27 protein-coding genes and 1 tRNA gene are annotated in these 26,150 nt (G+C 69.9%); 13 read left to right on the plus strand and 15 right to left on the minus strand.

Annotation, left to right across the window (positions count from 1 at the left end; all coding sequences use genetic code 11):
- Entirely contained in the window at nt 1-405 is a 405-nt protein-coding gene (locus SALPAC6_RS0119425) for a DUF485 domain-containing protein (RefSeq protein WP_018255017.1), read from the minus strand.
- 205 nt (nt 406-610) lie between these two features.
- Between SALPAC6_RS0119425 and SALPAC6_RS0119430 the strand changes: the two genes are divergently transcribed.
- Nucleotides 611-1,333: a prepilin peptidase gene (locus SALPAC6_RS0119430; protein WP_018255018.1), complete on the plus strand. Its 723-nt coding sequence runs from the start codon at nt 611-613 to the stop codon at nt 1,331-1,333.
- Between the two features lie 5 nt (nt 1,334-1,338).
- On the opposite strand, the gene SALPAC6_RS0119435 is transcribed toward SALPAC6_RS0119430, so the two are convergent.
- The 4 genes from SALPAC6_RS0119435 to SALPAC6_RS0119450 form a co-directional block, all read right to left on the minus strand.
- On the minus strand, nt 1,339-2,091 hold the full coding sequence (locus tag SALPAC6_RS0119435) for a LytR/AlgR family response regulator transcription factor (protein WP_018255019.1): 753 nt from the start codon (nt 2,089-2,091) through the stop codon (nt 1,339-1,341).
- Nucleotides 2,088-3,314: a sensor histidine kinase gene (locus tag SALPAC6_RS0119440; RefSeq protein WP_018255020.1), complete on the minus strand. Its 1,227-nt coding sequence runs from the start codon at nt 3,312-3,314 to the stop codon at nt 2,088-2,090. The genes SALPAC6_RS0119435 and SALPAC6_RS0119440 overlap by 4 nt, the downstream gene beginning before the upstream one ends.
- Before the next feature lie 52 nt (nt 3,315-3,366).
- On the minus strand, nt 3,367-4,929 hold the full coding sequence (locus SALPAC6_RS0119445; RefSeq protein ID WP_026189861.1) for a sugar transferase: 1,563 nt from the start codon (nt 4,927-4,929) through the stop codon (nt 3,367-3,369).
- 267 nt (nt 4,930-5,196) lie between these two features.
- Entirely contained in the window at nt 5,197-6,057 is an 861-nt protein-coding gene (locus SALPAC6_RS0119450) for an Fpg/Nei family DNA glycosylase (protein ID WP_033666458.1), read from the minus strand.
- A gap of 24 nt (nt 6,058-6,081) precedes the next feature.
- On the opposite strand from SALPAC6_RS0119450, the gene SALPAC6_RS0119455 reads away from it, so the two are divergent.
- Nucleotides 6,082-7,275, plus strand: a complete 1,194-nt coding sequence (locus tag SALPAC6_RS0119455) for a glycosyltransferase family 4 protein (protein ID WP_018255023.1) — start codon at nt 6,082-6,084, stop codon at nt 7,273-7,275.
- On the opposite strand, the gene SALPAC6_RS0119460 is transcribed toward SALPAC6_RS0119455, so the two are convergent.
- From SALPAC6_RS0119460 to SALPAC6_RS0119470, 3 genes are read right to left on the minus strand one after another with little or no spacing between them, the layout of a single operon-like run.
- A complete protein-coding gene (locus tag SALPAC6_RS0119460; protein ID WP_018255024.1) occupies nt 7,267-7,983 on the minus strand; it encodes a CDP-alcohol phosphatidyltransferase family protein in 717 nt (238 codons plus the stop codon). The genes SALPAC6_RS0119455 and SALPAC6_RS0119460 overlap by 9 nt on opposite strands.
- Complete coding sequence (locus SALPAC6_RS0119465; RefSeq protein ID WP_018255025.1) at nt 7,967-9,034, minus strand: iron-containing alcohol dehydrogenase family protein; 1,068 nt, start codon at nt 9,032-9,034, stop codon at nt 7,967-7,969. Before SALPAC6_RS0119465 ends, SALPAC6_RS0119460 begins: the two co-directional genes overlap by 17 nt.
- The gene (locus SALPAC6_RS0119470; protein ID WP_018255026.1) at nt 9,022-9,753 is read right to left on the minus strand and encodes a phosphocholine cytidylyltransferase family protein; all 732 of its coding nucleotides are present in this window, start codon (nt 9,751-9,753) and stop codon (nt 9,022-9,024) included. Before SALPAC6_RS0119470 ends, SALPAC6_RS0119465 begins: the two co-directional genes overlap by 13 nt.
- Nucleotides 9,754-9,977: 224 nt before the next feature.
- Here SALPAC6_RS0119470 and SALPAC6_RS0119475 point away from each other — a divergent pair, with 224 nt between their 5' ends.
- From SALPAC6_RS0119475 to SALPAC6_RS0119485, 3 genes are all read left to right on the plus strand, one after another.
- A complete protein-coding gene (locus SALPAC6_RS0119475) occupies nt 9,978-10,367 on the plus strand; it encodes a CBS domain-containing protein (protein WP_018255027.1) in 390 nt (129 codons plus the stop codon).
- Nucleotides 10,368-10,452: 85 nt separating this feature from the next.
- Complete coding sequence (locus SALPAC6_RS0119480) at nt 10,453-11,547, plus strand: aminotransferase-like domain-containing protein (RefSeq protein ID WP_018255028.1); 1,095 nt, start codon at nt 10,453-10,455, stop codon at nt 11,545-11,547.
- A gap of 122 nt (nt 11,548-11,669) precedes the next feature.
- Nucleotides 11,670-12,818, plus strand: a complete 1,149-nt coding sequence (locus SALPAC6_RS0119485; protein WP_018255029.1) for a magnesium and cobalt transport protein CorA — start codon at nt 11,670-11,672, stop codon at nt 12,816-12,818.
- Nucleotides 12,819-12,825: 7 nt separating this feature from the next.
- Here the strand turns inward: SALPAC6_RS0119485 and SALPAC6_RS0119490 are convergent, their stop codons facing one another.
- Nucleotides 12,826-13,686: a hypothetical protein gene (locus SALPAC6_RS0119490; RefSeq protein WP_018255030.1), complete on the minus strand. Its 861-nt coding sequence runs from the start codon at nt 13,684-13,686 to the stop codon at nt 12,826-12,828.
- A gap of 117 nt (nt 13,687-13,803) precedes the next feature.
- On the opposite strand from SALPAC6_RS0119490, the gene SALPAC6_RS0119495 reads away from it, so the two are divergent.
- Both SALPAC6_RS0119495 and SALPAC6_RS0119500 read left to right on the plus strand, forming a co-directional pair.
- A complete protein-coding gene (locus SALPAC6_RS0119495; protein WP_018255031.1) occupies nt 13,804-14,334 on the plus strand; it encodes a peptidylprolyl isomerase in 531 nt (176 codons plus the stop codon).
- A gap of 59 nt (nt 14,335-14,393) precedes the next feature.
- Nucleotides 14,394-15,305: a rhomboid family intramembrane serine protease gene (locus SALPAC6_RS0119500; protein WP_018255032.1), complete on the plus strand. Its 912-nt coding sequence runs from the start codon at nt 14,394-14,396 to the stop codon at nt 15,303-15,305.
- 78 nt (nt 15,306-15,383) lie between these two features.
- On the opposite strand, the gene SALPAC6_RS0119505 is transcribed toward SALPAC6_RS0119500, so the two are convergent.
- Nucleotides 15,384-15,827, minus strand: coding sequence for a PH domain-containing protein (locus tag SALPAC6_RS0119505; protein ID WP_018255033.1), 444 nt, complete (start codon nt 15,825-15,827; stop codon nt 15,384-15,386).
- Nucleotides 15,828-15,887: 60 nt separating this feature from the next.
- Here SALPAC6_RS0119505 and SALPAC6_RS0119510 point away from each other — a divergent pair, with 60 nt between their 5' ends.
- From SALPAC6_RS0119510 to SALPAC6_RS0119520, 3 genes are all read left to right on the plus strand, one after another.
- Nucleotides 15,888-17,060, plus strand: coding sequence for a thiolase family protein (locus tag SALPAC6_RS0119510; protein ID WP_018255034.1), 1,173 nt, complete (start codon nt 15,888-15,890; stop codon nt 17,058-17,060).
- Nucleotides 17,061-17,184: 124 nt separating this feature from the next.
- Nucleotides 17,185-17,694 (plus strand): hypothetical protein, encoded by a 510-nt coding sequence (locus SALPAC6_RS0119515; RefSeq protein ID WP_026189862.1) that lies wholly within the window; start codon nt 17,185-17,187, stop codon nt 17,692-17,694.
- Nucleotides 17,695-18,005: 311 nt separating this feature from the next.
- Nucleotides 18,006-18,713 (plus strand): glycosyltransferase family 2 protein, encoded by a 708-nt coding sequence (locus tag SALPAC6_RS0119520; protein ID WP_018255036.1) that lies wholly within the window; start codon nt 18,006-18,008, stop codon nt 18,711-18,713.
- A gap of 99 nt (nt 18,714-18,812) precedes the next feature.
- On the opposite strand, the gene SALPAC6_RS0119525 is transcribed toward SALPAC6_RS0119520, so the two are convergent.
- Entirely contained in the window at nt 18,813-19,703 is an 891-nt protein-coding gene (locus SALPAC6_RS0119525) for a transketolase family protein (protein ID WP_018255037.1), read from the minus strand.
- Nucleotides 19,703-20,431 (minus strand): hypothetical protein, encoded by a 729-nt coding sequence (locus tag SALPAC6_RS0119530; RefSeq protein WP_026189863.1) that lies wholly within the window; start codon nt 20,429-20,431, stop codon nt 19,703-19,705. Before SALPAC6_RS0119530 ends, SALPAC6_RS0119525 begins: the two co-directional genes overlap by 1 nt.
- A gap of 46 nt (nt 20,432-20,477) precedes the next feature.
- On the opposite strand from SALPAC6_RS0119530, the gene soxR reads away from it, so the two are divergent.
- Nucleotides 20,478-20,915: a redox-sensitive transcriptional activator SoxR gene (gene soxR, locus SALPAC6_RS0119535; RefSeq protein ID WP_018255039.1), complete on the plus strand. Its 438-nt coding sequence runs from the start codon at nt 20,478-20,480 to the stop codon at nt 20,913-20,915.
- Here the strand turns inward: soxR and SALPAC6_RS0119540 are convergent.
- Complete coding sequence (locus tag SALPAC6_RS0119540; protein WP_018255040.1) at nt 20,912-21,889, minus strand: NAD(P)H-quinone oxidoreductase; 978 nt, start codon at nt 21,887-21,889, stop codon at nt 20,912-20,914. The two genes, soxR and SALPAC6_RS0119540, sit on opposite strands and share 4 nt — an antisense overlap.
- Before the next feature lie 147 nt (nt 21,890-22,036).
- Between SALPAC6_RS0119540 and SALPAC6_RS0119545 the strand changes: the two genes are divergently transcribed.
- Nucleotides 22,037-22,123: transfer RNA gene (locus SALPAC6_RS0119545), tRNA-Ser, on the plus strand.
- A gap of 558 nt (nt 22,124-22,681) precedes the next feature.
- Nucleotides 22,682-24,022, plus strand: a complete 1,341-nt coding sequence (locus SALPAC6_RS0119550; protein ID WP_018255041.1) for a glutamate decarboxylase — start codon at nt 22,682-22,684, stop codon at nt 24,020-24,022.
- 103 nt (nt 24,023-24,125) lie between these two features.
- Here SALPAC6_RS0119550 and SALPAC6_RS26310 read toward each other — a convergent pair whose 3' ends face one another.
- Together SALPAC6_RS26310 and SALPAC6_RS0119560 are read right to left on the minus strand one after the other, a co-directional pair.
- Nucleotides 24,126-24,773, minus strand: coding sequence for a transposase (locus SALPAC6_RS26310; RefSeq protein ID WP_263404762.1), 648 nt, complete (start codon nt 24,771-24,773; stop codon nt 24,126-24,128).
- 368 nt (nt 24,774-25,141) lie between these two features.
- Nucleotides 25,142-25,891, minus strand: a complete 750-nt coding sequence (locus tag SALPAC6_RS0119560; protein WP_018255042.1) for a dienelactone hydrolase family protein — start codon at nt 25,889-25,891, stop codon at nt 25,142-25,144.
- Nucleotides 25,892-26,150 lie beyond the last annotated feature (259 nt).

Below are 26,150 nucleotides of genomic sequence, written 5' to 3' on the forward strand. Positions count from 1 at the left end.
TCAGCGCTCCGGCCGCTGGATCAGGTCGGTGAAGTCCTGCTCGTTGCGTTCGGCCAGGCGCACGTACGCCCAGCCGACCAGGACCAGGAACGGGAAGGAGAGCACCCCGAGCAGCACCCACGGCAGGTGTACCCCGAGCACGGTGATCCGGCTGACCGACGGCGCGATGGCGAACAGCCACGGCAGGCCGCCGAGCCCGACGGCCACCACCAGCCAGAGCCGCAACGCCAGGGAGAGTTGTGCCCGGACCAGGCCGCGGACCAGCGCCTCGCCGACCCGGGTCTGCTCGGCGAGCTCGGTGCGGGGGTGCTCGGTGCGGGGGTGCTCGCTATCGGACTCGCGCCGGACCACCTCGGCCAGCACGATGCGGGTCCGCGCGGAAACGCGGTCATCGGCGGCGATCACTCCGGCAGTCTCGCTCGATTCCGGGGAAAGTCAAGCGGTGCCCTGCTGGCCGACGGAGCGTCGCACTGCCCTGTGGATAACTTGTGGACAAGTGGTACTTGCTGTGGATAACTGCGACCCATGACCGCTCTGACCTGCGGCGGGAGCTGTGGACCGGCGCGGGCGAAGACGCCGGGATGAGGCGGGCGGGCGCTACGCTCCCGCCGTGCTGCTCCCCCTCGTTGCCGCCGTCGCCGGTGCCGGCTGGGGGCTGTTGCTGCCCGGGCTGATTGACCGATACGCGGTCGACTGGCCGACCGGTGGGCCCCGGCCGGCCTGGCGGAGCGCCTGCCCGGACTGCGCCGGCGCGCGGCCACCCTGGTGGCGGGCACCCCGGCGGTGCCCGGACTGTCGTCGCCCACTGACCCCGGGATGGGCGGTCACCGTGCCCCTCACCGCCGCCGTCACCGGCATCATGGGGGCCGGCGTCGGAGCCACCTGGGCGCTGCCGGCGTTTCTGCTGCTCGCTGCCCTCGGGGTGCCACTGGCCATGGTCGACCTGCGGGTGCTGCGGCTGCCCGACCCGTTGGTGGGGGTCGCCGCCGGTGGTGGGCTGGCGTTACTGCTGCTCGCCGCGGTGGCCGACCCGGCGTTCCCGGCGATGGGCCGGGCCCTGCTCGCCGCCGCGTTCTGCGGGGTCGGCTACCTGACGCTCACGCTGCTGCCCCGGTCCCCACTCGGTTTCGGCGACGTGAAGCTCGGTGCGGCGCTCGGGCTCTACCTCGGCTGGCTCGGGTGGCCGACCGTGGTCACCGGGGTTCTGCTCGCTCCGCTGGTCAACCTTCCGCTGGTCGGCGTCCTGCTGATGACCGGTCGTGCCGGCCGGCGAACCCCCATCCCGTACGGGCCGGCGATGCTCAGCGCGGCGATCACCGCCATAATGCGCTAGCCGGGTCAGCGGGCCCAGTCCTGCTTGGCCGCCCGGATCAGCTTCTCCTTCAGCTCGCGGGTGTGCCGCCGACTGACCGGCAGCTCGGTCGAGTCGACCACCACCACGTAGCCGGAGTTCACCAGCCGCAGCTCGGCGATGAGCCGCAACTGGACCAGGTAGGAGCGGTGGATTCGGACGAAGCCGGCGTCAGCCCACCGCTCGGCGAGGGTCGCCAAGGAGACCCGGACCAGGTGGGAACCGTCGGTGGTGTGCAGTCGCACGTAGTCACCCTGCGCCTCCACCCAGCGCACCGCCGACCGGGGCAGCATCCGGGTCGTCCCGGCCAGCTCGACCGGGATCGTCGGGTCCTCTTCCCGCGCCGGCGCCGCCGGTTGCGGGGGCATCCGCCGTGATCCGACCACCCGGCGCAGCGACTCGGCCAACCGTTGCGCCCGGACCGGTTTGCGGACGTAGTCCGTCGCACCCAGGTCGAACGCGTCCACCGCGCCGTCGTCGTAGGCGGTGACGAAGACGATAGCCGGCGGCCGGGCGAAGCGGCGGAGCACCCGGGCCAGCTCCACACCATCCAGCCCCGGCATCCGGATGTCCAGGAAGACCACGTCCACGTCGTCGTCGCGGAGCACCCGCAACGCCTCGGTGGCGTCACCGGCGGTGTGTAGCCGGGCGACCCGTGGATCGACCCGCAGGTGGTAGGCCAGCTCGTCGAGGGCCGGTGGCTCGTCGTCAACCGCCAGGACCCGGAGGAACCCGGTCACGAGCCGGCCCGTACGCCGGGATGGAACTTCGGCACCCGCATGCTCACCCGCGTGCCCAAGCCGAGGCCGGTCTCCACCACCAGGCCGAACTCGTCCCCGAAAACCGCGCGAAGTCGTTCATCAACGTTGGACAGGCCCACCTGCCCGCCCGGCGCACCCACCGGGGCGCTTCCGGTGGCGGCCAGGTCGGCGATGCCGGCGGTCAGCGTGGCCGGATCCATCCCCACCCCGTCGTCCTCCACCGTGATGTGGCACTCGGTGCCCGCGTCCCGGGCCTCGATGCTCACCATGCCCGTGCCGGGCTTGCCGGACAACCCGTGTCGGACCGCGTTCTCGACCAGTGGTTGCAGGCAGAGGAAGGGCAGGGTCACCGGCAGTACTTCGGGGGCGACCTGGAGCCGCACCTGGAGCCGGTCGCCGAACCGGGCCCGTTCGATGGTCAGGTAGTGATCGATCGACCGGAGCTCCTCGGCGAGGGTGGTGAAATCGCCGTGCGCCCGAAACGAGTAGCGGGTGAACTCGGCGAATTCGAGGATCAACTCCCGGGCCCGGTCCGGGTCGGTGCGGACGAAGGATCCGATCGCCGTCAGCGCGTTGTAGATGAAGTGTGGGCTGATCTGTGCCCGCAGCGCGCGGACCTCGGCGCGGGCCAGCCGCTCTCGGGAGGAGTCCAGCTCGGCGAGGGCGAGTTGGCTACCGGCCCAGTGCGCGGTCTCCAGCGTCGCCTGAACCAGGCCGGGCGCGGGTGCCCCGTCCGCGATGGCCAGCAGTGCGCCGACAACCCGACGGTCCGCGCCGGTCAACGGTGCGACGACGGCACCCCGGACCGGGCAGTCCACCCGGTCACAGGGCAGCTCCGCCTCCCCCAGCACGGTTGACCGGCCGGCTGCGGCGACCCGGCGGGCCGCCGCGACGAGCTGGGCCTGGTGGTGTGCGCCGCGTCCGTCGAGGGCGAGTAGCGCCGCGGTGTCGGTCAGCGCCAGCCCGACCGCCCCGACCAGGGCCCGCAGGTGGCGTACGGCCTTGGCGGCGTTCGCGGCGGTCAGCCCGGCGCGGAGCGGCTCGGCGGCGAGTCCGGCGGTGTGCAGCACCTCGTAGGTGGCCCGCTGGGTGGCGGTGGCGATGGTGCGGTGGCCGCGCGGGCGCAGCACGGCGACGAGGGTCGCCGCCAGCGCGGTCGCCAGTGTGACGACACCGACGACGGCGGAGAGGCTGCCACTCACGGAGTGCATCCTGGTCGCTGCCGGCCGTCGCTGCCAAGGGGCGGTGTTGGGGCTAGTACGCACCCTTGCGGGCGAGCACCACTCCGACCGTGCGCCACAGGATGCTCAGGTCGTACGCCAGCGACCAGTTGTCGACGTAGTAGAGGTCGAGGCGGACCGCCTCGTCCCAGGAGAGGTCGGAGCGGCCGGAGACCTGCCAGAGGCCGGTTATGCCGGGCTTGACCAGCAGCCGGCGGCGTACGTCGCCGAGGAAGTCACCGTCGTCGGCGGGCAGCGGGCGGGGCCCGACCAACGACATCTCCCCCTTCAACACGTTGATTAGCTGGGGCAGCTCGTCCAGGGACGAGGCGCGCAGGAAGCGGCCCACCGGGAAGACCCTCGGGTCCCGTTTCATCTTGAACAGCATGCCGTCGGTCTCGTTCTGGTCAACCAGGCTGGCCAGCCGCTCCTCGGCATCCACGTACATGGTGCGGAACTTCCAGACCCGGAAGGTCCGCCCCTCGTGGCCCACCCGGGGCTGCCGGAAGAAGACCGGACCCGGGTCGGAGATCCGGATCGAGATCGCGATCGCGAGAAAGACCGGTAGCAGGATCAGCAGGCCGAGGCCGGCGGCCACCCGGTCGAGCAGGTTCTTCGCCAGCAGCGCCGGACCGGAGAGCGTCGGCTCCTCCACGTGCAGCAGCGGCAGGCCCTCGATCGGCCGGATGTGCACCCGGGGCCCGGCGATGTCGGTCAACTGCGGGACCACCGCCAGGTCGACCCCAGAGCCTTCGAGCTGCCAGGCCATGCGGCGCAGCTCGCCGGGCTCGGCGCTGGCCGACCCGCAGACCGCGATCGTGTCGCCGCCGACCTCGCGAACCAGGGTGAGGAGGTCCCGCCCCGCGTAGACCGGGACCGGGGTTTCCACCCCCCGGGCGGCCGCGTAGCCGTCGGTGAGGTGGATGGCGACCGGTACCAGGCCGGCAGCGGGACTGCGGGTGACCTGGCGGTGGACCTCCAGGCACTCGGGCAGGGTGCCCACCAGGACCATCCGGTGGGCGGCCCGGCCGGCGTTGCGCCGGATCACGTGTAGCACGAATCGGACCAGGATCCGGACCAGCAGGATCAGCAGCAGGGCGAGGAGTAGCGCGGTGCCGACCGAATATCGGGACAGGTCGGTCTTGGTGGCGAACGCCAGGAAGGAGACCGTCGCGCAGACCGCCACGCCGGCGCGGAGCACCCGCTTGAATTCGTCCGGGCCGAGGCCCAGGTAGCGCCGGTCGTAGGAGCCGTTGAACCAGAGGATCGCCACCCAGCCGAGCGGCAGCAGCAGGCACGCCACGGTGTAGAACCAGTTCGGGTCGTCGTAGAACCCGGACCGCGACTGGTCGAAGGCGCGGATGGCGGTGAAGCTCGCGAAGGCGGCGGCGGCGAAGTCCAGCAGCACCAGGACCGCGGTGTAGGGGCGGTGCCAACGGGACACCCGACGGTGGCTACGGGCCCAGGCCGACCGAGGCACGCCGTTGTGCGACGGCGGTGTCGGCGGCTGGATCTCGAAGCTGTCGACGTGCCGCACGGTTCTGCTCCGGCCTCCGTTGGTTACCGGGCGCTGGAGGCTTGTCGTCACCTCATCCATGTCCTCCCGCAGGACGCGGACTGCTCACTCGGAGTGAGGGCCCGTGTCGCCCACCGCTTCAGTCTCCCATGCGTCACCCGGGCCCGAGCGTGGACCGGTAGGACCTCGCTTCAGGGGCTGTGCCGGTTGGCAGCTGGCCGGCTCCGGACCTTTACAGAAGCCGGGACCGGGCCACTATACCGATGGATGGCCGTTCGAGTGGAACCCCAATCCCGACGTTCGTCGCGCACGGGCGGATTATTCACGGTCGGCAGTGAGCACCCTCACTCACCGTACAATTCGCGATAGCCGTCGGTCCGCGAGCGGCTTCCCGCCGGTCTGGCAACCGGGGCAGTACTGAAGGCTGGAGTCAGCGAACGAGACCTCCCGTACGGCGTCGCCGCAGACCGGGCAGGGCAACCCGGTACGGGCATGTACCCGCAGGCCAGAGCGTTTCTCGCTTTTGAGCTCGGCGGCCCGTTGCCCCACTGACCGGGACACCGCGTCGCCGAGTACGTCCCGGGTCGCCGCGTGTAGGGTGGTGAGCTGTTCGTCGGTCAGCCGGGTGGTCAGCGCGAACGGTGACAGCCGCGCCGTGTGCAGGATCTCATCGGAGTACGCGTTACCCACCCCGGCGAGCACCGTCTGGTCGGTGAGTACCCCCTTGACCTGGCCCTTTCGGCTACGGAGCCGCTCGGCGAAGGTGGCCGGGTCCACGGCGAGCGCGTCTGGACCAAGCCGGGCCACGCCGGGCACCGCCGTCGGATCGGTCACCAGATAGACGGCGAGACTCTTCTGGGTGCCGGCCTCGGTCAGATCGAACCCGGAGCCGTCGTCGAGACGGGCCCGCAGCGCCACCGGGCCCTTCCCGGGGCGCAGCGGGGCGCGGGACGAGAACTCCTCCCGGAAGTGCAGCCATCCGGCGCGGGACAGGTGAACGAGCAGGTGCAGGTCAGCGCCGAGTACCAGGTCGAGGAACTTGCCGTGGCGCTGGGCGTCGGTGACCGGCTGGCCAGCCGCGGCCGTGATCGTCGGGTCGTACGTCTTCAGGGCGTTGATCGCCGAGATCTCCAGCCGGTCAACCTGGCGGCCGACGGCGCGTTGGCGCAGGTAGTCGGCGAGCGCCTCCACCTCTGGTAGTTCGGGCACCCACCAACGGTAGCCTCCCATTCCATGAAAATCGTGGTGGCGCACAACCGGTACCGGGAGGGTCAGCCGTCCGGCGAGAACACCATTGTCGACGCGGAGATCGCCCAGTTAACCGCGGCCGGGGTCGAGGTGCTGCCGTTCCTGCGTAGCTCCGACGAGATCGCGTCGATGTCCCGGTCCGCGAAGGCGCTGCTGCCGATCTCCCCGATCTACGCCCCGCGAGCTCAGCGGGAGCTGGGTCGCCTGCTTGCCGAGCATCGGCCGGACGTGCTGCACCTGCACAACCCGTATCCCCTGCTCTCGCCCTGGGTGGTGCGGACCGCGCACCGGTACGGCGTGCCGGTGGTGCAGACCGTGCACAACTACCGGCAGGTCTGCTCGTCCGGGCTGTACTTCCGGGACGGCGCGATCTGCCAGGACTGCCGGGGGCGGGTGTTGGGCGTACCGGCGATCGTGCACCGCTGCTACCGGGGATCGCGGGCGCAGAGTGCGCTGATGGCGACGACGCTCGCGGCGCACCGGGGCACCTGGCGCTCGGTGGACCGGTTCATCGCGCTTACCACCTCGATCGCGGAGCACCTCCGGGACTACGGCATCCCGGAGCAACGGATCGTGGTGAAGCCGAACGCGATCCCCGACCCCGGTGCCCCGGCTCCGCTGGGCGCCGGCTTCCTCTTCCTCGGCCGGCTCAGCCCGGAGAAGGGGCTGGACCTGCTGCTGGAGGGCTGGCGTCGGCACCCGGACGGTGCGCTCGGCCCGCTCCGCGTCGCCGGTGACGGTGAGCTGCGGCCCCTGGTGGAGGAGGCGGCGGCCCAGCGGGCGGATGTGACCTTCCTCGGTCCGCTGGACCGGGACGGGGTGCACGCCGCCCTGGTGGCGAGCGCGGTGGTGCTGGCCACCTCCACCTGGCACGACGTGCTACCGACCGTGATCATCGAGGCGCTGGCCGCCGGTCGGCCGGTGCTCGGCACCGCCCTCGGCGGTATCCCGTTCCTGGTCGGTGCCGACACCCCGGAACCCGCCGGCTGGGTGGTGCCGCCGGACCCGACCACACTGGCCGCCGCGCTGCCAGCGGCAGCCGCCGACGCCGCCAGCCGGGCACCGGCCGCCCGGGCCCGCTACGAGCGCACCTTCCACCCGGACGTGGTCACCCGGCGGCTGCTCGACATCTACGCCGACACCGCCCGTACGGCCGGGTCGGGCCACCGGTCAGCGTAGTGCGGACCGGGCGGCGAAGGCGATGCTGGCGAGTAGGAAACCGCCGTTGATCGCGGTGAAGGCGACGATCACCCAACCGGTCAGGCCGGGCGCGAAGAGCAGTACCAGCGCGGCAACGAAGATCACCGCGCCGTAGTCGCGGATCAGCTTCACCAGCCGCACCAGCAGCGAGGTCGAGGTGACCATGCTGGTCGCGTTCGGCCCAACCTGCATCACCGAGGTGACCAGGTTGACCATCCAGGAACCGGCGAAGGCCGCGATCAGCCAGGCGGGGATCGACGGTGACTGCGCGACCGCGGTCACACTGAGTGCGGCGACCAGGGCGATCTGGGCCGCCACGTCGCACAGCACGTCCACCCGCGCCCCGGCCGCGCTGCCCTGACCGGTGACCCGGGCGAGCTGCCCGTCCGCGCAGTCCAGCGCGTACGCCACCTGCCAGCCGACCAACGCCACCAGCCCGACCAGCCAGGCCGGTACCCGGCCCGCGGCGACCGGCTCAGCCAGCGTCGCTACGGCCACCGAGGTGATCAGGCCGAGAACCAGGTTGGTGATGCTCAGGGTGGTGGGCCGCAGCCCGAACCGGTGTGCGCCGCTGGCGAAGGCGGCCCCGATCCACTGGCTGACCGCCTCGCTGAACAGCCCGCCGCCCCGGTTGGTCCGGTAGAAGTCGGCCCTGGTCAGCCGGGACGGTTCAGCCAAGGTGCTCACCGAGGGCGTTGAGACAGTCTCCCAATCGAGCCCGGAGCTCGTCGGTGGACAGGGCGAGGTGTTCGAGGATCGTGTAGCGGTCCGGCCGGGTCCGGGGCGCGAAGTGCACCGCCTCGACGAACTGCTCGTCGGTGAGGCCCAGGTCGGCCGGGCGGGTGGCCAGTCCGTGCCGGTGCAGGCAGCGGGCGAGTTGGCCGAACCGGTCCCGGTCGCCGTGCAGCCACGTGCAGAAGAGGGCCCCGAGCCCGACCTGCTCGCCGTGGGCGCTGGTGCCGGGCCAGAGGTGGTCGATAGCGTGTGAGATCTCGTGGTCGCCGCCGCTGGCCGGCCGGCTTGAACCGGAGATCGACATGGCGATGCCGCCGAGGATCAACGCCTCCGCCAGCGTGGTGAGAAAGGCGTCGTCGGTGATTTTGCCGGGGTGGTTCAGCAGCGCCTCGGCGCCGGTCCGGGCCAGCGTCACGGCGAGTCCGTCGATCGGCTCGCCGCGCAGCTCGTGGGCGAGCTCCCAGTCGGCGCAGGCGTTGAGGTTGCTCACCGCGTCACCGATCCCGGCCTGGGTCTGCCGGTCCGGGCCGTGCTCGACGAAGTCCAGGTCGACCAAGACGGCGATCGGGATGTGCACCCCGTACGAGCCTTTGCCGCCGTCGTGGGTCAGCGATGCCACGGGGGAGGCGATGCCGTCGTTGGCGAGGCTGGTGGCGACCGTGACCATCGGGATGCCGTAGCGGGCAGCGGCGTACTTTGCGGTGTCGATCGTCCTGCCACCGCCGATCCCGACCACCGCGTCGTAGTGCCGGCCGCGGAGCCGGTCGCCCAACTCGTTGGCGGCATCAACACTGCCCCCGGCCACCGTGAAGACATCGGCTGAGCCCAGCGTCGGCCGGCACAGCTCGGCGATCTTCTCTCCCTGTCCTGGGCCCACCACCACGGCCACGTCGCCGCCGGCGGAGATCCGCCGGTCGGCGAGGAGCTCACCGAGGTTGGCGACCGCGCCCCGGCGGACCTCGATGGCGAGCGGCGTGGCGACGGTACGGGCTAGTAACGGCACGCGATCTCCCGAGCCCGTGCAAGGTCGTCGTGGTTGTCGACCTCGACCCAGGCGACATCCCCGATCGGCGCCCCACGTACCTCGCCACCTCGGTTGGCGAACTCCTGGTAGCCGTCCTCGTAGTAGCGGTTCGGGTCGTGGCGCCAGGTTGCCTCCAGCGCGTCGGCGAGCGCCTCGGCGACGTGCGGTTCGATCAGCGTCGCCCCGATGTACTCCCCGCGGGCCTCGTGCGGGTCCATCAGCTTGGTGATCCGGGTGAGCTGGCCGTCGGCGTCGAAGGTGGTCTTCATCTCCTCCTCGGCCAGCGGCTTGATCGTGTCGATCGCCAGCAGGATCCCCGGCCCGCGCTCGGCGAGCAGGGTCTTCTCCACGCTCACCGGGTGGACGGTGTCCCCGTTGACCAGCAGGACCCCGCGGGCGAACCAGCTACGGGCCAGCCAGAGCGAGTACGCGTTGTTCCACTCCTCGGCCCGGTCGTTGGATACCAGGGTGAGCGTGACGCCGTACTTCTGTTCCAGGTCCGCCTTGCGTTCCCGAACCGCGTCGGCGGCGTAGCCGACCACGACGACGATCTCGGTGAGTCCGACCTCAGCCAGGTTGCGGAGCGCAATGTCGAGGATGGTGGTCGCGCCATCAACCGGTACCAGCGCCTTCGGCAGGGTGTCGGTGTGTGGGCGCAGGCGGCGTCCGGCGCCGGCTGCCAGCACCATTCCGACCATTCCAGCATCATTGTGTGTTCGTTCGGCTGTCACCGGAGGAGGATAGCGCCGTCGATTGGCGCTCCTGTGGGCAACCGGACCGCTAGTGGGTAGGTAGCGCCGGGCTACCGGCGTCGCTCGACCAGAGCGGCTGTTCGGATCGCATGCGGCAGGCTTGTCCTGCAAACACACTGGGTGCACCATGTTCTTACCGAGTGCCACCATTTCGCAGGGGTTGATGTGTGATGCAGGTTCGGGAAGTGATGTCCAGCCAGGTTTTGGTGGTCGGCCCGGAGCACACGCTCCGGCAGGCGGCGCACATGATGTCGGAGCGGGGCATCGGGTCGGCGGTCGTGATCGATCCGGAGTCCGAAGGCATCGGGATCATGACCGAGCGGGACCTGCTCAACGCGATCGGGCGCGGGCTGGACTGTGACACCGAGCGGACCGGAGCGCACCTGACCTGGGATGTGGTGTACGCGGGGCCGGAGTGGACGGTCGAGGAAGCGGCGACCGCGATGGCCCGGGGCGGGTTTCGGCACCTGGTGGTGCTCGACGGGCGCGAGGTGGCCGGGGTGATCTCGCTCCGTGACGTCGTCCGGGTCTGGGCGACCGAACGGGTCGTCCCCGGGTGAGGTCGGTCACCCTTCCGGTGGCACCGCAGTGGCACTCGTCGTGCCGTCGGCGGATCCGCTGCCGTCTTCCGTAGGCTGAACAGCCATGACCGCCCAGCAGTTGATCTCCTTCGCCCGTGGCGCTCCCTCGTTGGACATCGTCGATGTCGAGGGGCTGAAGGCCGCCGCCGTCCGTGCGTTCGACGCCGACCCCGCCGGTGTGACGGCGTACGGTCCCTCCGCCGGTTACCTTCCGTTGCGCGAGTGGATCGCGCAGAAGCACGGCGTCGGGGTGGACCAGGTCCTGGTGACCAACGGCTCGTTGCAGGCCGACGCGTTCCTCTTCGACCACCTGATCCGACCCGGTGACGCGGTGGTGGTGGAGCGCCCGACCTACGACCGGACCCTGCTGAACCTGCGGCGGATGGGCAGTGAGCTGCACGGGATCACCATCCAGCCGGACGGTCTGGACACCTCCGAGCTGCGTAAGCTGCTGGAGTCCGGGGTGCGTCCACGGCTGGCGCACATCATCCCGAACTACCAGAACCCGGCCGGGGTGACGCTGAGTCTCGACAAGCGGCGGGAGCTCCTCGACCTCGCCGTCGAGTTCGAATTCACGATTTTTGAGGATGACCCGTACGCCGACGTCCGGTTCCGTGGTGAGGCACTGCCCTCGATGCTGTCGTTGGACACCCACAACCGGGTGGTCCACGCCTCCAGCTTCACCAAGACGGTCTGCCCGGGCGTGCGGGTCGGCTACCTGGTCGGGCCGGCAGACCTGATCGCCGACATCGCGAGGAAGGCGACCAACCTCTACATCTCGCCGGGCATGGTCTCCGAGGCGACCGTGCACCAGTTCTGCGTCTCCGGGGACATCGATCGCTCGATCGCCACGGTGCGTCGGGCCCTCGGCGAGCGGGCCCAGGCGCTGGCCGAGGCGTTGCGGCGGCACCTCCCGGAGTCCCAGTTCGTCGAGCCGGACGGCGGCTACTTCCTATGGGTGGAGTTGCCGGAGGACGTCGAGGTGGACCGGCTGGCTCCGGCTGCGGCGGAGCGCGGGGTAGCCGTCGTGAAGGGCAGTGACTTCGTGCTCGATGGTGGGCAGCACGCGCTGCGGCTGGCGTACTCGGCGGTGACCGTGGACCAGTTCGACGAGGGCGCGCGCCGACTCGCGGCGGCGATGGCGGCCGTACGCGGCTGACCTCCCACCCACGCCGGGCTGGCTCGAGGTGGCCGGCCCGGCGCTCGCCCCGGCCCTGCGGCATCGGCGTTGACCCGGTCGACGGCGTACGCTGCAACGCGTCGTCGAGCGGGGAGGGTGCGATGGCGGACCGGCCGCGGCGCGGGCCCAGGGTCACCCGGTCGAGTGGTCGGGTGATCCGACCGCGGGACTGGGCAGCCCCGATGCGGGCGATGACCCGCCGGCTCAGCTCCGACAGCGCCGCCGGGCCGCCGGTGCCGGCCGTGCCCCACGATGCGGTCGTTGACTGCGCGCTCTACCTGGACGGGGAGCGGCAACCCGGCCACTGGCACCACGCCGAGGCGCTGGCGGCGGCTCGCCGGGCGGGCAACGGCTTCGTCTGGCTCGGCCTGCACGAGCCCCGCCTGGCCCAGATGACCGAGATCGCGGCCACCTACGGCCTGCACGAACTGGCCGTCGAGGATGCGGTCAAAGCCCAGCAGCGGCCCAAGCTGGAGCAGTTCGGTGCGGTGAGCTTCCTGGTGCTACGCACCGCCCACTACCGCGACCGGGCCGAGTTGACCGAGCACTCCGAGGTCGTCGAGACCGGCCAGGTACTGCTCTTCATCGGCCCGAATTTCCTGGTCAGTGTCCGGCACGGGGACGCCTGCCGGTTGGCGCCGGTACGGGCCGACCTGGAGGCGAGGGGGGAACTGCTGCCGCACGGCCCGTGGGCGGTGGCGTACGCGGTGACCGACCGGGTGGTTGACCACTACCTGGAGGTCGCCGACCGGCTGGAGGACGACCTGGACACGCTCGAGGACGACGTCTTCGACCGCCGGCAGGGCGACGATCGGATCCAGCGGATCTACCAGGTGAAGCGGGAACTGGTCGAGTTCAAGCGGGCGGTGATGCCGCTTCAGCGTCCGCTCCTGCGGATCACCGCCGAGCACAACCGTGAGGTGCCGGAGGAGATCCGTCGGTACTTCGGCGATGTGCAGGACCACCTCAGCCGTACCGTTGAGCAGGTCAACTCCTACGATGACCTGCTCAACTCAATCCTCCAGACGCGGCTGGCCCAGGTCACCGTTGACCAGAACAACGACATGCGCAAGATCGCGGCCTGGGCGGCCATCGCAGCGGTCTGGACCGCCATCGCCGGCATCTACGGGATGAACTTCGAGTTCATGCCGGAGCTGGGGTGGATCTACGGCTACCCCACGGTGCTGGCCCTGATGCTCGGGGTCAGCTTGGCGCTGTACCGCTGGTTCCGCCGGCACGGCTGGCTCTGACCCTGGGTCAGCGGCGACCGTTCTTCATGGCCTTGGAGAGGTCGTTGGTGGGTCGGCCAGTGGAGCTCTTGCCCTCGGTCGTCGCGGGAACCTTGCCCTCGGTCGTCGCGGGGACCTTGTCGGCCGGCGTCGCGGGGATCTTCTCGGTCGGCGTCGCGGCGGACCGCCGGCCGGAGTTGGCCTTGGCGGTGCTGCCGGCTGCTCCACCGCTGGTGCCGCCCGCCGCCGTGCCACCGCCCTCTGCGCCACCGGTCGCCGGGCCCGCCGGTGTGGCGGCATCCCCGGTCGTGGTCGGTGCCGGGGCGGCCTGCTCGGCCGGGGTTCGGGTGGTGACCTCGATCATGTCCATCTCGGCCTGCATCGGCTCCAGGCTGGGGACCGGGTCGTACTCGACCCACTCTCGCCGTTCGTAGCGGCGTCGCAACGCCATCGCGCCGACCAGCCCCACCACGGCGCTGGCCGCCAGCAGGCCGGCCGTCCTGCCCCGACCGGACCGCTTCTTCGCGCGGGTCGCCCGCACCTTCTTCGCCTTCTTCGCCTGCACCTGCTTACTGGCGGCGGTTGACCTGCCAGCGCCGGCCCTCCGTCCGGCGGCGGCCCGGCCGGCCGCCTCCGCCTGGGCCTCGCGGACGGCGATGGCCAGTGGTGCCAGCGCCGCCACGGTCGACACGTAGCCACTCGCCGCCCGGTCTCGCATGACCAGCGCGGTCGGCGTAACAGCGCTGCGGGCCGCCCGCACCCGTGGGCCGACCGTGGCGCCGGCGCCGTTCGTGGCGTGCCCCGCCGCCCGCTTCAGGTGACCGTAGCTTCGACCAAGCTCGATCTTGGCAAGTTGGCTCTGGGTCTTGCGCCGCCCGTTTCCAAACACGGTCCCACCTCCTCGGAGTTGTCCCTTCGTCATCCTCCACCTTTGGATGCCTCCGCATGGCCAGATCGGGCACATGGGAGGATCCGCATGGAACTGAACAACGAGTGAGGAGTACCCGTGGCCGAGGATCTCTACGCCACCCTGCACACCAACGCCGGCCCGATTCGGCTGCAGCTCTTTTCGAATCACGCGCCGAAGACCGTTCGCAACTTCGTGGAGTTGGCCGACGGCAACCGGCAGTACACCGACCCGCGGACCGGCCAGCCGGGCAGCGGCCCGTACTTCGACGGCACCATCTCACACCGCGTGATCAGCGGTTTCATGATCCAGATGGGTGACCCGACCGGCACCGGCCGGGGCGGCCCGGGTTACACGTTCGCCGACGAGTTCCACCCCGAGCTGCGGTTCGACCGGCCGTACCTGCTGGCGATGGCGAACGCCGGGCCGGGCACCAACGGTTCGCAGTTCTTCATCACGGTGGCGCCGACGCCGCACCTGAACAACCGGCACACCATCTTCGGGCAGGTCGCCGACGAGGAGTCGGTGAAGGTGGTTGACGCGATCGCCAACACCCCGACGAACCCCGCCGATCGCCCGCTGCGCGATGTCGTTATCGAGCGGGTCGAGATCGAGCGCACCGGCTCCTGAAGGCACGGACGAGGTACCTTTGCTCGCATGACTGAGCGCTCGGGCACCTGGGCTGTCCGGTGAGCGAATCACCACCGACCACCCCGGTCTGCTACCGCCACCCCGGCCGGGAGGCCTACATCCGGTGCAACCGCTGCGAGCGGGTCATCTGCCCGGACTGCATGCGCGAGGCCTCGGTGGGCTTCCAGTGCCCGGAGTGCGTCAACGAAGGGCGCCGTAGCGTGCGGCCGGCGCGTACCGCCTTCGGTGGTGGTCTCGCCGGCCAACACGGCTATGTCACCAAGGCGTTGATCGCGTTCAACGCCTTGGTGATGCTGCTCTCGATCAGCACCGACCGGGGTGGCGACGCGGTGGTGGGGGGCTCCGGCTTCGGCGGCCTGCTCGGCGGCAGCACCCCGTTGACCGAGTGGGGAGCCGTGCTCGGGCTCGCGGTCTTTCCCAACGGCACCGTGGGTGGCGTCGCCGATGGCGAGTGGTACCGGCTGGTCACCGCGATGTTCCTGCACTACGGCGTGATCCACCTGCTGCTGAACATGTACGCGTTGTGGATCCTTGGCCGAACCCTGGAGGCGAGTCTCGGCCCGGCCCGGTTCCTGGCCCTCTATCTGATCGCCGGCCTCGGCGGGAACGTCGCGGCGTACCTGTTCAGCGCACCGAACGCGGCCACCGCGGGCGCGTCAACGGCCATCTTCGGGCTCTTCGCGGCACTGTTCATCGTCGGCCGACGATTGGGGCGGGACGTCTCCCAGGTGCTCCCGATCCTGGTGATCAACCTGGTCTTCACGCTGACCGTGCCGGGGATTTCGATCCCTGGTCACCTGGGCGGTCTCGTGGTCGGCGGCCTGATGGCCTTCGTCCTCGCCCACGCCCCGCGGTCGCGGCGCACGATGGTGCAGGTGGGCGGTGGGGCGGTGCTCGTGGTGGCACTGCTCGGCCTGGCCCTGATTCGGACCGCGACCCTGCTCGCCTGACGATCACCGCCGGTCCGATCACTGCGGTTTTCGTACGCGATCTGGCCGGGGATCAGCGGGTCGGGTCGGGGGCCGGGGCTACCGGGTCGGGCGGGCCGCCCGTAGCTGCGTCGCGACCTCAGTCGGGTCGGCGTCCAGGTCGAACCGGCCGAACAGGTGCAGCGTCTCGCCGGTATCCACCTCCAGGGCCGCGTGTGACCGGCCGAGGCGGGCCCGCTGGTCTACCCGGATCTCCGCCACCTGCGACCACGGCAGCCGCCGACGGCCAGCAAAGCCGCTGACCACCGTCAGCCCCTCCGGATCGACCGCGAGGCGGACCGGTGCCAGCAGGTCCCGCGCGGCCCAGACCAGGAGCGCGGCGGCGGCCAACACGGTCAGCGTGAGTCGGACCGGGTCACCGTCGGTGAGCAGGAGACCGAGCGCGACCAGCGCCCCAGCCCCGCCGATTTTGATCGCCGGCAGGGCAGCCGGGACCCGCCACTGCCGGGTCTCGGGCGATGTCGTATCCATATCGACCAGCATGCCAGTGCGGCGGGCGGGCGGCGTACCATCGACGCCAAGCCAAATTACCGGGGAGTAGTTATGAGTGACGCAGTAATCGTCGGCGCCGTACGCACCCCCGTCGGGCGGCGCAAGGGGAGCCTCGCCGACGTACACCCGGTCGATTTGTCGGCGCACGTGCTGGGCACCCTCACCGAACGGACCGGCATCGATCCGGGCCAGGTGGATGATGTGTACTGGGGCTGCGTCTCGCAGGTCGGCGAGCAGTCGTGGAACGTGGCCCGCAACGCCGTCCTCGCGGCCGGCTGGCCCGAGACGGTTCCCGGCACCACCCTTGACCGGCAGTGCGGATCCAGCCAGCAGGCGCTGCACTTCGCCGCCGCGACCGTGCTCTCCGGGCAGGCCGACCTGGTGGTGGCGGGCGGGGTCGAGTCGATGACCCGGGTGCCGATGGGTTCCAGCGTGGCTGGGGGCATGCCGTTCAGCACGGCGATCCTGGACCGCTATCGGGGGGTGGAGGGGGTGGCGGAGGACAACCCGCTCCCGTTCAACCAGGGCGTCGGCGCGGAGCTGATTGCCCGTCGGTGGCGACTGACCCGTACCCAGCTCGACGAGTTCGCCCTCGCCAGCCATGAGAAGGCGGGCGCGGCGCAGGATGCCGGCGCATTCGACGCCGAGCTGGCGCCGGTCCCCCTCGCCGACGGGAGCACGGTCTCCGCCGACGAGGGCATCCGTCGGGACACGTCCCTGGCGAAGCTGGCCGAGCTCGCGACCCCGTTTCGGGCCGACGGCGTGGTGACCGCCGGGTCCGCATCCCAGATCTCCGACGGCGCGGCGGCGCTCGCCGTCACCACCGCCGAGTGGGCCGGCCGGCACGGCCTGCGCCCGCTCGCCCGCATCCACACCGCGGTGGTCTGCGGCGACGACCCGGTCGCCATGTTGACTGCGCCCATTCCGGCCACCGCCAAGGCGCTGCGCCGGGCGGGGCTGGGCATCGAGGAGATCGGGGTGTACGAGGTCAACGAGGCGTTCGCCTCGGTGCCGCTGGCGTGGCTCGCGGAGACCGAGGCCGATTCGCAACGGCTGAACCCACGTGGCGGCGCCATCGCCCTCGGGCATCCGCTCGGCGGATCCGGTGCCCGGATCATGACCACCATGTTGGCGCACATGCGAGACGAGAACATCCGGTACGGCCTGCAAACCATGTGCGAGGGCGGCGGCATGGCCAACGCGACCATCGTCGAACTGCTCTGAACCACCCCCGCTCGGATGGGCATGCCTGGTCCAGTGGGCATGACCCGCCCGGCGGGGCGTGGAAGATGCAAGGTTCGGCCGTCCCGCCCATATCACCCCGCGGCGGGGCGTCGTTGGGCAGGGCATGGACGTCTTCTCCCGAACGTTCCTTCCCGCTGCGGCCGAGGCTGGTATAGCGACTCAGACCGCCAGCCGACACATGCCCGTCTTCCGGCGTTGCGTCGGTTCGGGTGACGCCCCCATCCTGGTCACCCGGTGCAGCCGCCCGAACGCCGCTGGTGAGTACCTCCTGCTGCTGACCCACCGACGCCTGGTCATCACCCGGCAGACCCGGGTGCTGCACCGGCTCCGCCTGCACCTCAACACCGAGCTGCGCGAGCTGAGCAACGTCACCTGGGGGCCGGACCCACGGCTGCACTGCCTGGAGCTGGCCGCTACCGCCATCGACGGCGTCCGGGAGCGGTTCGTCATCCGGACTCGGCACCCGAAGCAGGTGTGGCAGCTCGACGAGCTGCTCAACCACGCTTTCCGCACCCGCGTACGGATCGCGCGCGAGCGGCTCGTCGCCACCATCGGCGATCCCGGCCCGGCCCCGGTCCGGCCGGTCGCCTTCCGTCCCGCCACCGCCCGCTGACCGCTTCCTTAGCCGAACCCGAGCACGCCCCGAGCAGTGCCGCGCCGTCCCGATCGGCCATCATGAGCCGGTGACCGTTGACGTCCAGCCCGCGTGACCGGGTGCTCGGCGTTGCCGGCGCGCAGGACGGCGAGAACGGCGAGGCCCGATTGATCGTGCCGCCCAGGAGCGAGTAGTTCGCTCGCAGCGGCAGCCGGCGGCCGGCGGCCATCGTGGTCGAACCGCCGCCGGGCCGCCGCTACTACGTCAAGATCGCGGCCCAACGCGGTACGCTATGGCGTCCAATGGTGCGCCCACCGGGGGAAACGTCCGTGAAGCTCTCGATCCTCATGCCGGTCTACAACGAGGAAGAACGCATCGCGGACGCCCTGAAGCAGGCGCTCGCGGTGGACTATCCGTGCGAGATCGAGCTCGTTGTGGTGGACGACGGGAGTCGGGACGGCACCGGCGAGATCCTGGACCGGGCCGATGATGCCCGGGTCCGCGTGATCACCCATCCGCGTAACTCCGGTAAGGGCGCGGCCATCCGGACGGCGGTCGACAACGCCGAGGGTGAGTACATGGTGATCCTCGACGCCGACCTGGAGTACGACCCGCAGGACATCGCCAAGCTGCTCGCGCCGGTCCTCGACGGGCGGGCCACGGTCGTCTACGGTAATCGCACCTTCGGCAGTCACAGCGCCTACAGCTTCTGGTACGTGATGGGCAACAAGGGCGTCACGATGGTGGCCAACGTGCTCTTCAACTCCTACATCGGCGACCTGGAGACCTGCTTCAAGCTGATGCCGATCGAGTTGTACCGCTCCCTGAATATTCACTCTCGCGGTTTCGGCATGGAGGCGGAGGTGACCGGCAAGCTGCTGCGCCGTCGGATCCGCCCGTACGAGGTGCCGATCAGCTACCGGGCCCGTGGTCGCGAGGAGGGCAAGAAGATCACCTGGAAGGACGGGGTCGAGGCGGTCTGGATTCTCAGCCGGGAGCGGGCCCGGCGGCGTCCTTCGGACACCGCCCCCCGCTGATCCTCCGGCGACCTGCCCCCCGCTGCCTCGCTGAGTCCGCTGCCCTGCCGAGCGCCCCCGTTGACCGCCGCGCCGAAAGGCCAGTCCGGCGCCGGAAGGTCAGCGCAGCGCCGGTGAGACGAAGTCCAGCACCGATCGCCGCAGCCCCGACGCGTCCAGGCCGTGCCAGTGGGTGTGGTCGTCGGCCGAGCCGTACCGCCGGAGCTCCTCGCGCCCGACGCCGATCGCCAGTAGCCGGTGTGGGCGGTCCGCCAGCGCCGCCGAGACCACCCGGCTGGAAGTCCCGGCGAGGTAGGGCTCGACCAGGATCACGTCAGTGCCGGCCCGATCGCGGAGCCCGGCGGTGTCGAATGGCCGCGGCCGGTTGGTGTACGCCACCGTGACGGGCAGGTCGGCCAGTGCTGCGGTGGCCGCGTCCAGGGTCGGCCCGACGGCCACCACCAGGGGTGCTCCCGGTCCGGCGTCCCGCACCACCTGCAACGCTCCCTCGCCGCCCAACGGCCGCTCGTTGCTGAGCACCGAGAGCCGCAGGTACGCCGAGGTATCTGCGGCTACCGCCGTCCGCAGCAGCGGCGCCACCTCGCCGGGGTGGCCGGGCACGTGCACCGTCCAGCCGTGCAGCGTGTCGATCAGCGAGACATCCGCCGGCGACAGGTGGGTCCGGCCCGCCGCCGCCCGGTCGTACGAGGCGCCCACGCTGACCAGCACCGCGCGCGCATCCTGGTGGTCCAGGTCGAGCTTGAGCTGCTCGTACGCCCGCTCGACCAGGAACGGCGCATAGGTGTGCACGATCGGCCGCAGGCCGGTCAACGCCAGCCCGCCGGCCACCCCGACCATCAGTTGTTCCCGGATCCCGACGTTCAGGACCCGGTCCGGGTGCCGGGCCGCCGCCGGGGCGAAGAGGGCGGCGGAGATGTCGGCCAGCACCAGCGCGGTACGCGGGTCGTCGGCGAGCAGCGCGGTGGTGGTGTCGACGAAGGTGTCGCGCATTAGTCCTCCTTGGGGTCGACGACCGCCACGACGACGTGGGGCCGGTTGCCGTCATGCCCGGTCAGGGCGGTGTGCAGGGCGTCGTGGTCGGTTCCGTCAACCGTCGTCGCGGTCCAGCCGTCCACGGTGAACCGGGCTGCCGGTCCGCCCGGCCAGCCGTGGGTGGCGGAGGCGTTGTCGATCACGATCGCGGTGAGGTTGGCCAGGCCGGTTGTCCCGGCGTAGGTGATCGCCTCGTGGTTGGAACCCTCGTCCAGTTCGGCATCGCCGAGCAGCACGTACACCCGGGGTTCGAGCCGGCCCTGGGCCCGTAGCCCGAGCGCGGTTCCGACGCCGAGGCCGAGGCCGTGGCCGAGCGATCCGGAGCCGATCTCCACTCCGGGCACGAGCATCCGGTCGGGGTGGTCGCCGAGCCGGCTCGCCGGCCCACCCTGGTCGTCGAGCCAGTCGGCGGGGAAGAACTCCGCGGCGGCGAGCACCGCGTAGTACCCGGCGACCGCGTGCCCCTTGGAGAGCAGGAACCGGTCCCGGTCCGGGTCGTCAACGGCCGTCGGGTCAACCCGCAGGACGCGGTGGTAGAGCACCTGGAGCACGTTGATGGTGGAGTAGACGTTCGTGCCGAACTCCCGGCCGGCCCGGATCCGCTCCAGCAGCGGGGCGACCGGCTGTCGGCCGTCGATCGGCGCGGCGGCCGCGGCGATCGTGGCGGTGGTCGTGGTGGCTGTCATGCGGCTAGCCTGCAACTTGAAGCCCACTTCAGCTCAAGGTGACGTGATGCAGGAGTCATTGACCATCGGCCAGCTCTCCGCGCGCAGCGGGGTGGCGTCGTCCGCGCTGCGCTACTACGAGCGGATGGGGCTGCTCCGAGCAGACCGTACCGGTGGCAACCAGCGCCGGTACGCGCGCAGTGAACTACGCCGGGTGGCGTTCATCCGGATCTCCCAACAGGTCGGCATCTCGCTGGACGAGATCCGCGAGGCACTCGAATCCCTGCCGGCCGCCCGGACCCCGACCCCGGAGGACTGGACCCAGCTCTCCAAGCTGTGGCGCGACCGGCTGGACGAGAAGATCACGCTCCTCACCCGGCTCCGGGACGACCTCGAGGGGTGCATCGGCTGCGGATGCCTGTCGTTGCGCCGCTGCACCCTCAGCAACCCGGGCGACCAGGTGGCCGACGAGGGCCCCGGGGCACGCCTGGCGGTGCCGCGCTAGCCGACGGTCAGCAGCACCTTGCCGACGTGCTCGTTCGACTCGACGAGACGGTGGGCCTCGGCCGCGTCGGTGATCGGCAGTCGGCGGTCCACGACCGGGCGGACCTTGCCGGCCGCGACCAGTGGCCACACCTGCTCGCGTACGCCCTCGACGATCTCCGCCTTCTGGCCCAGCGGGAGGGAACGCAGGGTGGTCGCGGCCACCGTCGCCCGCTTCGCCAGCAGCGCACCGAGGTCCAGCTCCCCCTTCCGGCCGCCCAACAGGCCGATCAGCATCAGCCGGCCGTCGGTGGCGAGCGCGGAGACGTTTCGCCCCAGGTAGGCCGCGCCCATGATGTCGAGGATCACGTCCGCGCCCCGGCCACCGGTGAACCGCCGAACTTCCGCGGCGAAGTCCTGCTCCCGATAGTCGATCAGGTGGGCGGCGCCGAGGGCCCGCAGCCGGTCGTGCTTGGCCAACCGCGCGGTCACCAGCACCGTCGCCCCGAGGGCTGAGCCGAGCTGGATCGCGAAGGTGCCGATCCCACTGCCGCCGCCGTGCACCAGCAGCGTCTCCCCGGCGGCCAGCTTTGCCCGCTGCACCACGTTCGACCAGACCGTGCAGGCCACCTCCGGCAGCGCCGCCGCCTCCACCAGGTCCACGCCGTCGGGCAGCGGCAGCAGCTGGCCGGCCGGCACCGCCACCCGCTCCGCGTACCCGCCGCCGGCCAACAGCGCACAGACCGGCTGACCCACCGCCCAACCGGACACGTCATCGGCGACCGCGCTGATCACCCCGGAGCACTCCAGACCGGGGTACGGGGGCGCACCCGGGGGCGGCGGATAGTGGCCCTTCCGTTGCAGCACGTCGGCCCGGTTGACCGCGCTGGCCCGTATGTCAACGATCACCTCGCCGGGGCCGGGCACCGGATCGGGCACCTCGGTCCAGACCAACGCCTCTGGCCCGCCGAACTCCTGGATCGTGATCGCGTGCATGCTTCCTGTCTACCCGAAGCCGGTCCGTGCCCGGGAGCCCGTACTGCTAACACGCACTGTGGACGGCATGTGGGTGGGCGTGCTTGCCCATCGGCGGGGCCGGCGTGGCAGACTGGGCACGGTCGTCGCCCGTGGGGTGGCGCGCCGGGAGGGTTCGCCTAGTGGCCGATGGCGCTGGTCTTGAAAACCGGTAAGGCAGTGATGTCTTCGTGGGTTCGAATCCCACACCCTCCGCCCCTCGGGCGGCAAGCGCCGCACTCGATCAATGCTTGTCGGTCGATTGGGCCACCCTCATCGATCGGGCCCACTGTGCGACACGCCCGACCAAACCTGATCCCAAACGCGCTCTCACACAAGCCCGACGACTCGAGCTGACTGGCGCCGTACCCCGTTATGCCCGTGTTGGCCCGGCGAGCGGGACCGGCCGTGAAGACACGCGGGCCCCTCGCTGTGCCGCCACGGTGTCGACAACCGATCCGGAGCGGCGGCCGTGGTCAATCGCCACTGGGGCTGCGCCGGTGCCGTGGTGTTGTTGGGCCGGACGCCGACGCTGCCGGCAGGGTGCTTGTTGACCAGGACGATGCCGACGCTCCGGCTCCTCGGGTGAAGCTGATGCTATTGCCGGTGCGGGGACGCGATGCGGGCGTAGGGTGTTCCCGACGAGCCTTTGCCGCCGGGAACGCTGTCTGGCAATTCGTAGCCCCTGGTCGCTGGCAAGCCCTAGGAGTGTAAATGCCAGACATGCACCAAGATTTCAACGTATTTGGTTCGGAATCACTTCTGCTGAATCCGATGTTCGCCCGTCCAGGCGAGTCGACGGAGCTTACCCGGTTCTCGATTCCGGACGCCGCCACTTTGCCCGAGACCGCATACCAGATCGTGCACGACGAAGTGGCCATCGACGGAAATGCTCGACTTAATTTGGCGACATTTGTGGGCACGTGGATGGACGATCATGCCGAAAAACTGTTCGGGGAAACCTTCGACAGGAATCTGATCGACAAGGACGAGTATCAGGCAACCAGTGCCATAGAAAGGCGATGTTTGGTCATGCTGGCAGATCTCTGGCATGCGCGGGACCCGCGAAGCACTATCGGTGCGTCCACGACCGGTTCCTCGGAAGCGTGCATGCTGGGGGGGTTAGCGCTCAAACGTCGTTGGCAGCATGCGCGTCGCCGTGCCGGCAAGCCGACCAGTCACCCCAACCTGGTGATGTCGAGCGCGGTGCAGGTGTGTTGGAAAAAGTTTTGCAACTACTGGGATGTGGAGCCCCGAATCGTTCCAATCTGTGAAGAGCATAAGTCTTTGGACGGTCATGACCTTGCATCCTACGTGGACGAGAACACGATCGGGGTCGTCGCGATTCTTGGCGTGACGTATACCGGAATCTATGAGCCGGTCGAACACATTGCGGCCGCGCTGGACGAAATTGAGGACTCGACCGGACTTGATGTACAAATTCACGTGGACGGAGCTACCGGTGCGTTCGTGGCGCCCTTTGTTCAGCCAGACATGGTCTGGGACTTCAGGCTCCGGAGAGTAGCGTCAATCAATGTCTCCGGACACAAATATGGGCTGGTGTACCCCGGGCTGGGATGGGTGGTCTGGCGAGACAAGGCGGCGCTGCCCGAGGACCTAGTTTTCTGGGTGAACTACCTTGGTGGCGAAACGCCGACGCTTGGTCTGAATTTCACCAGACCAGGAGCCCAGGTGCTATTACAGTACTATCTCTTCCTGCGCCTAGGGCGAGACGGCTTTCGGCGGGTGCAGGTCGCCATGCATGACGTCGCGCGGTATTTGTCTCAGGAGGTCGAAAAAATGCCGCACCTCGCGCTGTGGAGTGATGGTAGCGATATTCCAGTGCTGACCTGGTGCTTGCGGAGTGGGTACACCAAGAATTGGAACCTGTACCACCTATCTGACCGCATGCGTATGAAAGGATGGCAGATCCCCACTTACGCAATGCCTGAAAATCTCACGGACCTTACGGTGCAGCGAATCGTGATTCGCAACGGGCTCAGCCGTGACCTCGCTGAGGTGTTTATTGCTGATCTTCGTGGCGAAATAGCATACCTTGACTCCCTCGGCTCCCCCATACCCGCGGTCGGTCAGCGGCCTGGTTTCCATCATTGATACTTTGCGAGAGCGCCATGGCTCCCTCAGATAGCCCGGCGGGAAGAAAGCTCGGCGAAGATCAGTTTCCTTGGGCTGGCGATGCTCAATATCGTCGCGGTGGTCAGCCTAAGTGGTCTACCTGTGGAGGCCGAGTACGGGTTGAGTTGAGCATTTTACTATGTCTTCGCTGCCATTTCTTCCTCGTGCCAGTCTCGACCGTCCGGCCTCGCTTCGCGTTCTGGACGTGTAGCCAGTCGAGCACGTCGTGGGTGGCGCCGGCCGAATCGGCCCGCACCAGCAGATTCCGCCGGTACTTGGCCGGGACCTGCGCGGACGCCTCGGTCAATACGTGCAGGTGATCGGCGGTGGTGTTCGCTCCGGCGTTGTCCGGCCGGAGCTGGATGGCCAGAATCTCCCGGTGTTGTCGCAGGTGACGAGGAGAGGATGGAACCCCGAAGGTGCGTTTGTAGGTCTTGTCCGCGCCTTCCTTCTCATTGTGCGCCGCCAGCAGGGTCGCGTCGACGTCCAGGACCACCACACCGGCCCCGACGTCCCGACCCGCGGCACGAGCGGCCGGTAGCCGGTCGAACAACGACCACACCCGCGTCCGGACCTTCGCCCGCGCCCGGGCGATCCGCCGCACCCGCATCGGGTCGACCTCGTCGAGAGCTCGCCAGCACGTCGCCGGCGAGGCTACCCGGCCGAACACGTCCGCCTGATGCCGGACCACGTCGATGTCGGCGATCGCCTCACCACCGTCAGCGATCATCACCGCGAGATCGGCCAGGACACGGCCCCGGTACCTGCCCGGCGTGAAACCCCGACGCGCCACCGCCTGCGCCAACGCCCCGGTCAGGCAGTCCTGTCAGCGAGAGCCCGCAGCAACACCGTCCCGGCGTGCGACACCACACCACGGCCACCGACCTCGACGGACAATCCTCTGGACCAATCGGTACTCTGCACCTACGAGGTGCCTTCCGCGCGTGGACTCTGAACGACTCGACACCGGTCAGTTTCCCTTACGCGGCAAGGCACTTCGCCGTCTCTGCAGACCCTTCCCAACCCTCAAGATCACAACAGTCGTGAAAGACCGAGGCTAAGGCACCACCGCCGACTTCGACAGAGGCCTTGGTAGCGCTAGTGACGCAGGCCAACGTCCTCCGGTGCTTGCAGGCACTCCGCCAGCAGGGCCACGATGTCGAGCCAGGCCCGCTGCGCGTGCCGCTGGTGGTAGCCGACGCCGGGGAGCAGAGTCTGGTCGGCCCCCAGCGGTGGGTGGTGGAAGGCGTGCAGGGCGCCGCCGTAGACAACGAGGCGCCAATCGATCTCCGCGGCCTGCATCTCGGCGGTGAACGCGTCCCGTTGGGCCGGCGATACGATCGGGTCTTCCGACCCGACCCCGGCCCACACCGGGCAGCGAATGTGCGCCGCCTCGCCCGGCCGGCCTGTGGTCATTGCGTTAATCGTTCCGATTCCGCGCAGATTGGCGGCGTCGCGGCCGAGTTCCAGCACGATGGCTCCCCCGATGCCGTAGCCGATGGCGGCGATCCGGTCCGGGTCGGTCCGTGGTTCGGCGCGCAGCACGTCAAGCGCCGCGTGGCCGATGCCCCGCATCCGGTCGGGGTCAGCGAGCAGCGGAGTCAGGCGCGCCAGCATCTCCTGGGGGTCGGTGAACCAACGTCCGCCATGAATGTCGAAGGCCAGCGCCACGTACCCCAACTCCGCGAGGGCGTCGGCCCGGCGGCGCTGAAAGTCGTTGAGCCCCGGCCCCTCAGGTCCCATCAGGACCGCTGGTCGGCGGTCGACGCCGACGGGCAGAGCGAGGTGCCCGATCATCGTCAGGCCGTCGGCAGGGTACTCGACCGTTCTCGTCGTGATGGACGTCATGAAGCCGGACTATAGCGATCGTCGATCCCGGCCAGGCAGATGTTTCGCCGTTGGCAGATCAGCCGACGGCGTAGGCTGTCGTGGTTCATGTCAGCACTTCCAGTCAGGGCTACCCCGACCGACCTACTCGACGGCCTGGGACTGCCCCGGGTTTGGTTGACTCGTGGGTTTGCGTGGTTCAGGCCGTGTGCGGGCTGTTGTGATCAAGAATCGGCCGAACAACTGCGTCAACGTTCCCGGCTGCACCGGGTAGCGACCC

Origin of the sequence: Salinispora mooreana, from assembly GCF_000379065.1 — a bacterium.
GTDB lineage: Bacteria > Actinomycetota > Actinomycetes > Mycobacteriales > Micromonosporaceae > Micromonospora > Micromonospora mooreana.

Coding starts and splice junctions, on each gene's coding strand:
- SALPAC6_RS26310 (WP_263404762.1), bottom strand. CDS start 24,773: ATGATCGCTGACGGTGGTGAGGCGATCGCCGACATCGACGTGGTCCGG.
- soxR (WP_018255039.1), top strand. CDS start 20,478: ATGCAGGAGTCATTGACCATCGGCCAGCTCTCCGCGCGCAGCGGGGTG.
- SALPAC6_RS0119530 (WP_026189863.1), bottom strand. CDS start 20,431: ATGACAGCCACCACGACCACCGCCACGATCGCCGCGGCCGCCGCGCCG.
- SALPAC6_RS0119470 (WP_018255026.1), bottom strand. CDS start 9,753: ATGGTCGGAATGGTGCTGGCAGCCGGCGCCGGACGCCGCCTGCGCCCA.
- SALPAC6_RS0119550 (WP_018255041.1), top strand. CDS start 22,682: ATGTTCGCCCGTCCAGGCGAGTCGACGGAGCTTACCCGGTTCTCGATT.
- SALPAC6_RS0119505 (WP_018255033.1), bottom strand. CDS start 15,827: ATGCTGGTCGATATGGATACGACATCGCCCGAGACCCGGCAGTGGCGG.
- SALPAC6_RS0119445 (WP_026189861.1), bottom strand. CDS start 4,929: ATGGATGAGGTGACGACAAGCCTCCAGCGCCCGGTAACCAACGGAGGC.
- SALPAC6_RS0119475 (WP_018255027.1), top strand. CDS start 9,978: ATGCAGGTTCGGGAAGTGATGTCCAGCCAGGTTTTGGTGGTCGGCCCG.
- SALPAC6_RS0119515 (WP_026189862.1), top strand. CDS start 17,185: ATGGACGTCTTCTCCCGAACGTTCCTTCCCGCTGCGGCCGAGGCTGGT.
- SALPAC6_RS0119510 (WP_018255034.1), top strand. CDS start 15,888: ATGAGTGACGCAGTAATCGTCGGCGCCGTACGCACCCCCGTCGGGCGG.
- SALPAC6_RS0119485 (WP_018255029.1), top strand. CDS start 11,670: ATGGCGGACCGGCCGCGGCGCGGGCCCAGGGTCACCCGGTCGAGTGGT.
- SALPAC6_RS0119480 (WP_018255028.1), top strand. CDS start 10,453: ATGACCGCCCAGCAGTTGATCTCCTTCGCCCGTGGCGCTCCCTCGTTG.
- SALPAC6_RS0119560 (WP_018255042.1), bottom strand. CDS start 25,891: ATGACGTCCATCACGACGAGAACGGTCGAGTACCCTGCCGACGGCCTG.
- SALPAC6_RS0119525 (WP_018255037.1), bottom strand. CDS start 19,703: ATGCGCGACACCTTCGTCGACACCACCACCGCGCTGCTCGCCGACGAC.
- SALPAC6_RS0119455 (WP_018255023.1), top strand. CDS start 6,082: ATGAAAATCGTGGTGGCGCACAACCGGTACCGGGAGGGTCAGCCGTCC.
- SALPAC6_RS0119540 (WP_018255040.1), bottom strand. CDS start 21,889: ATGCACGCGATCACGATCCAGGAGTTCGGCGGGCCAGAGGCGTTGGTC.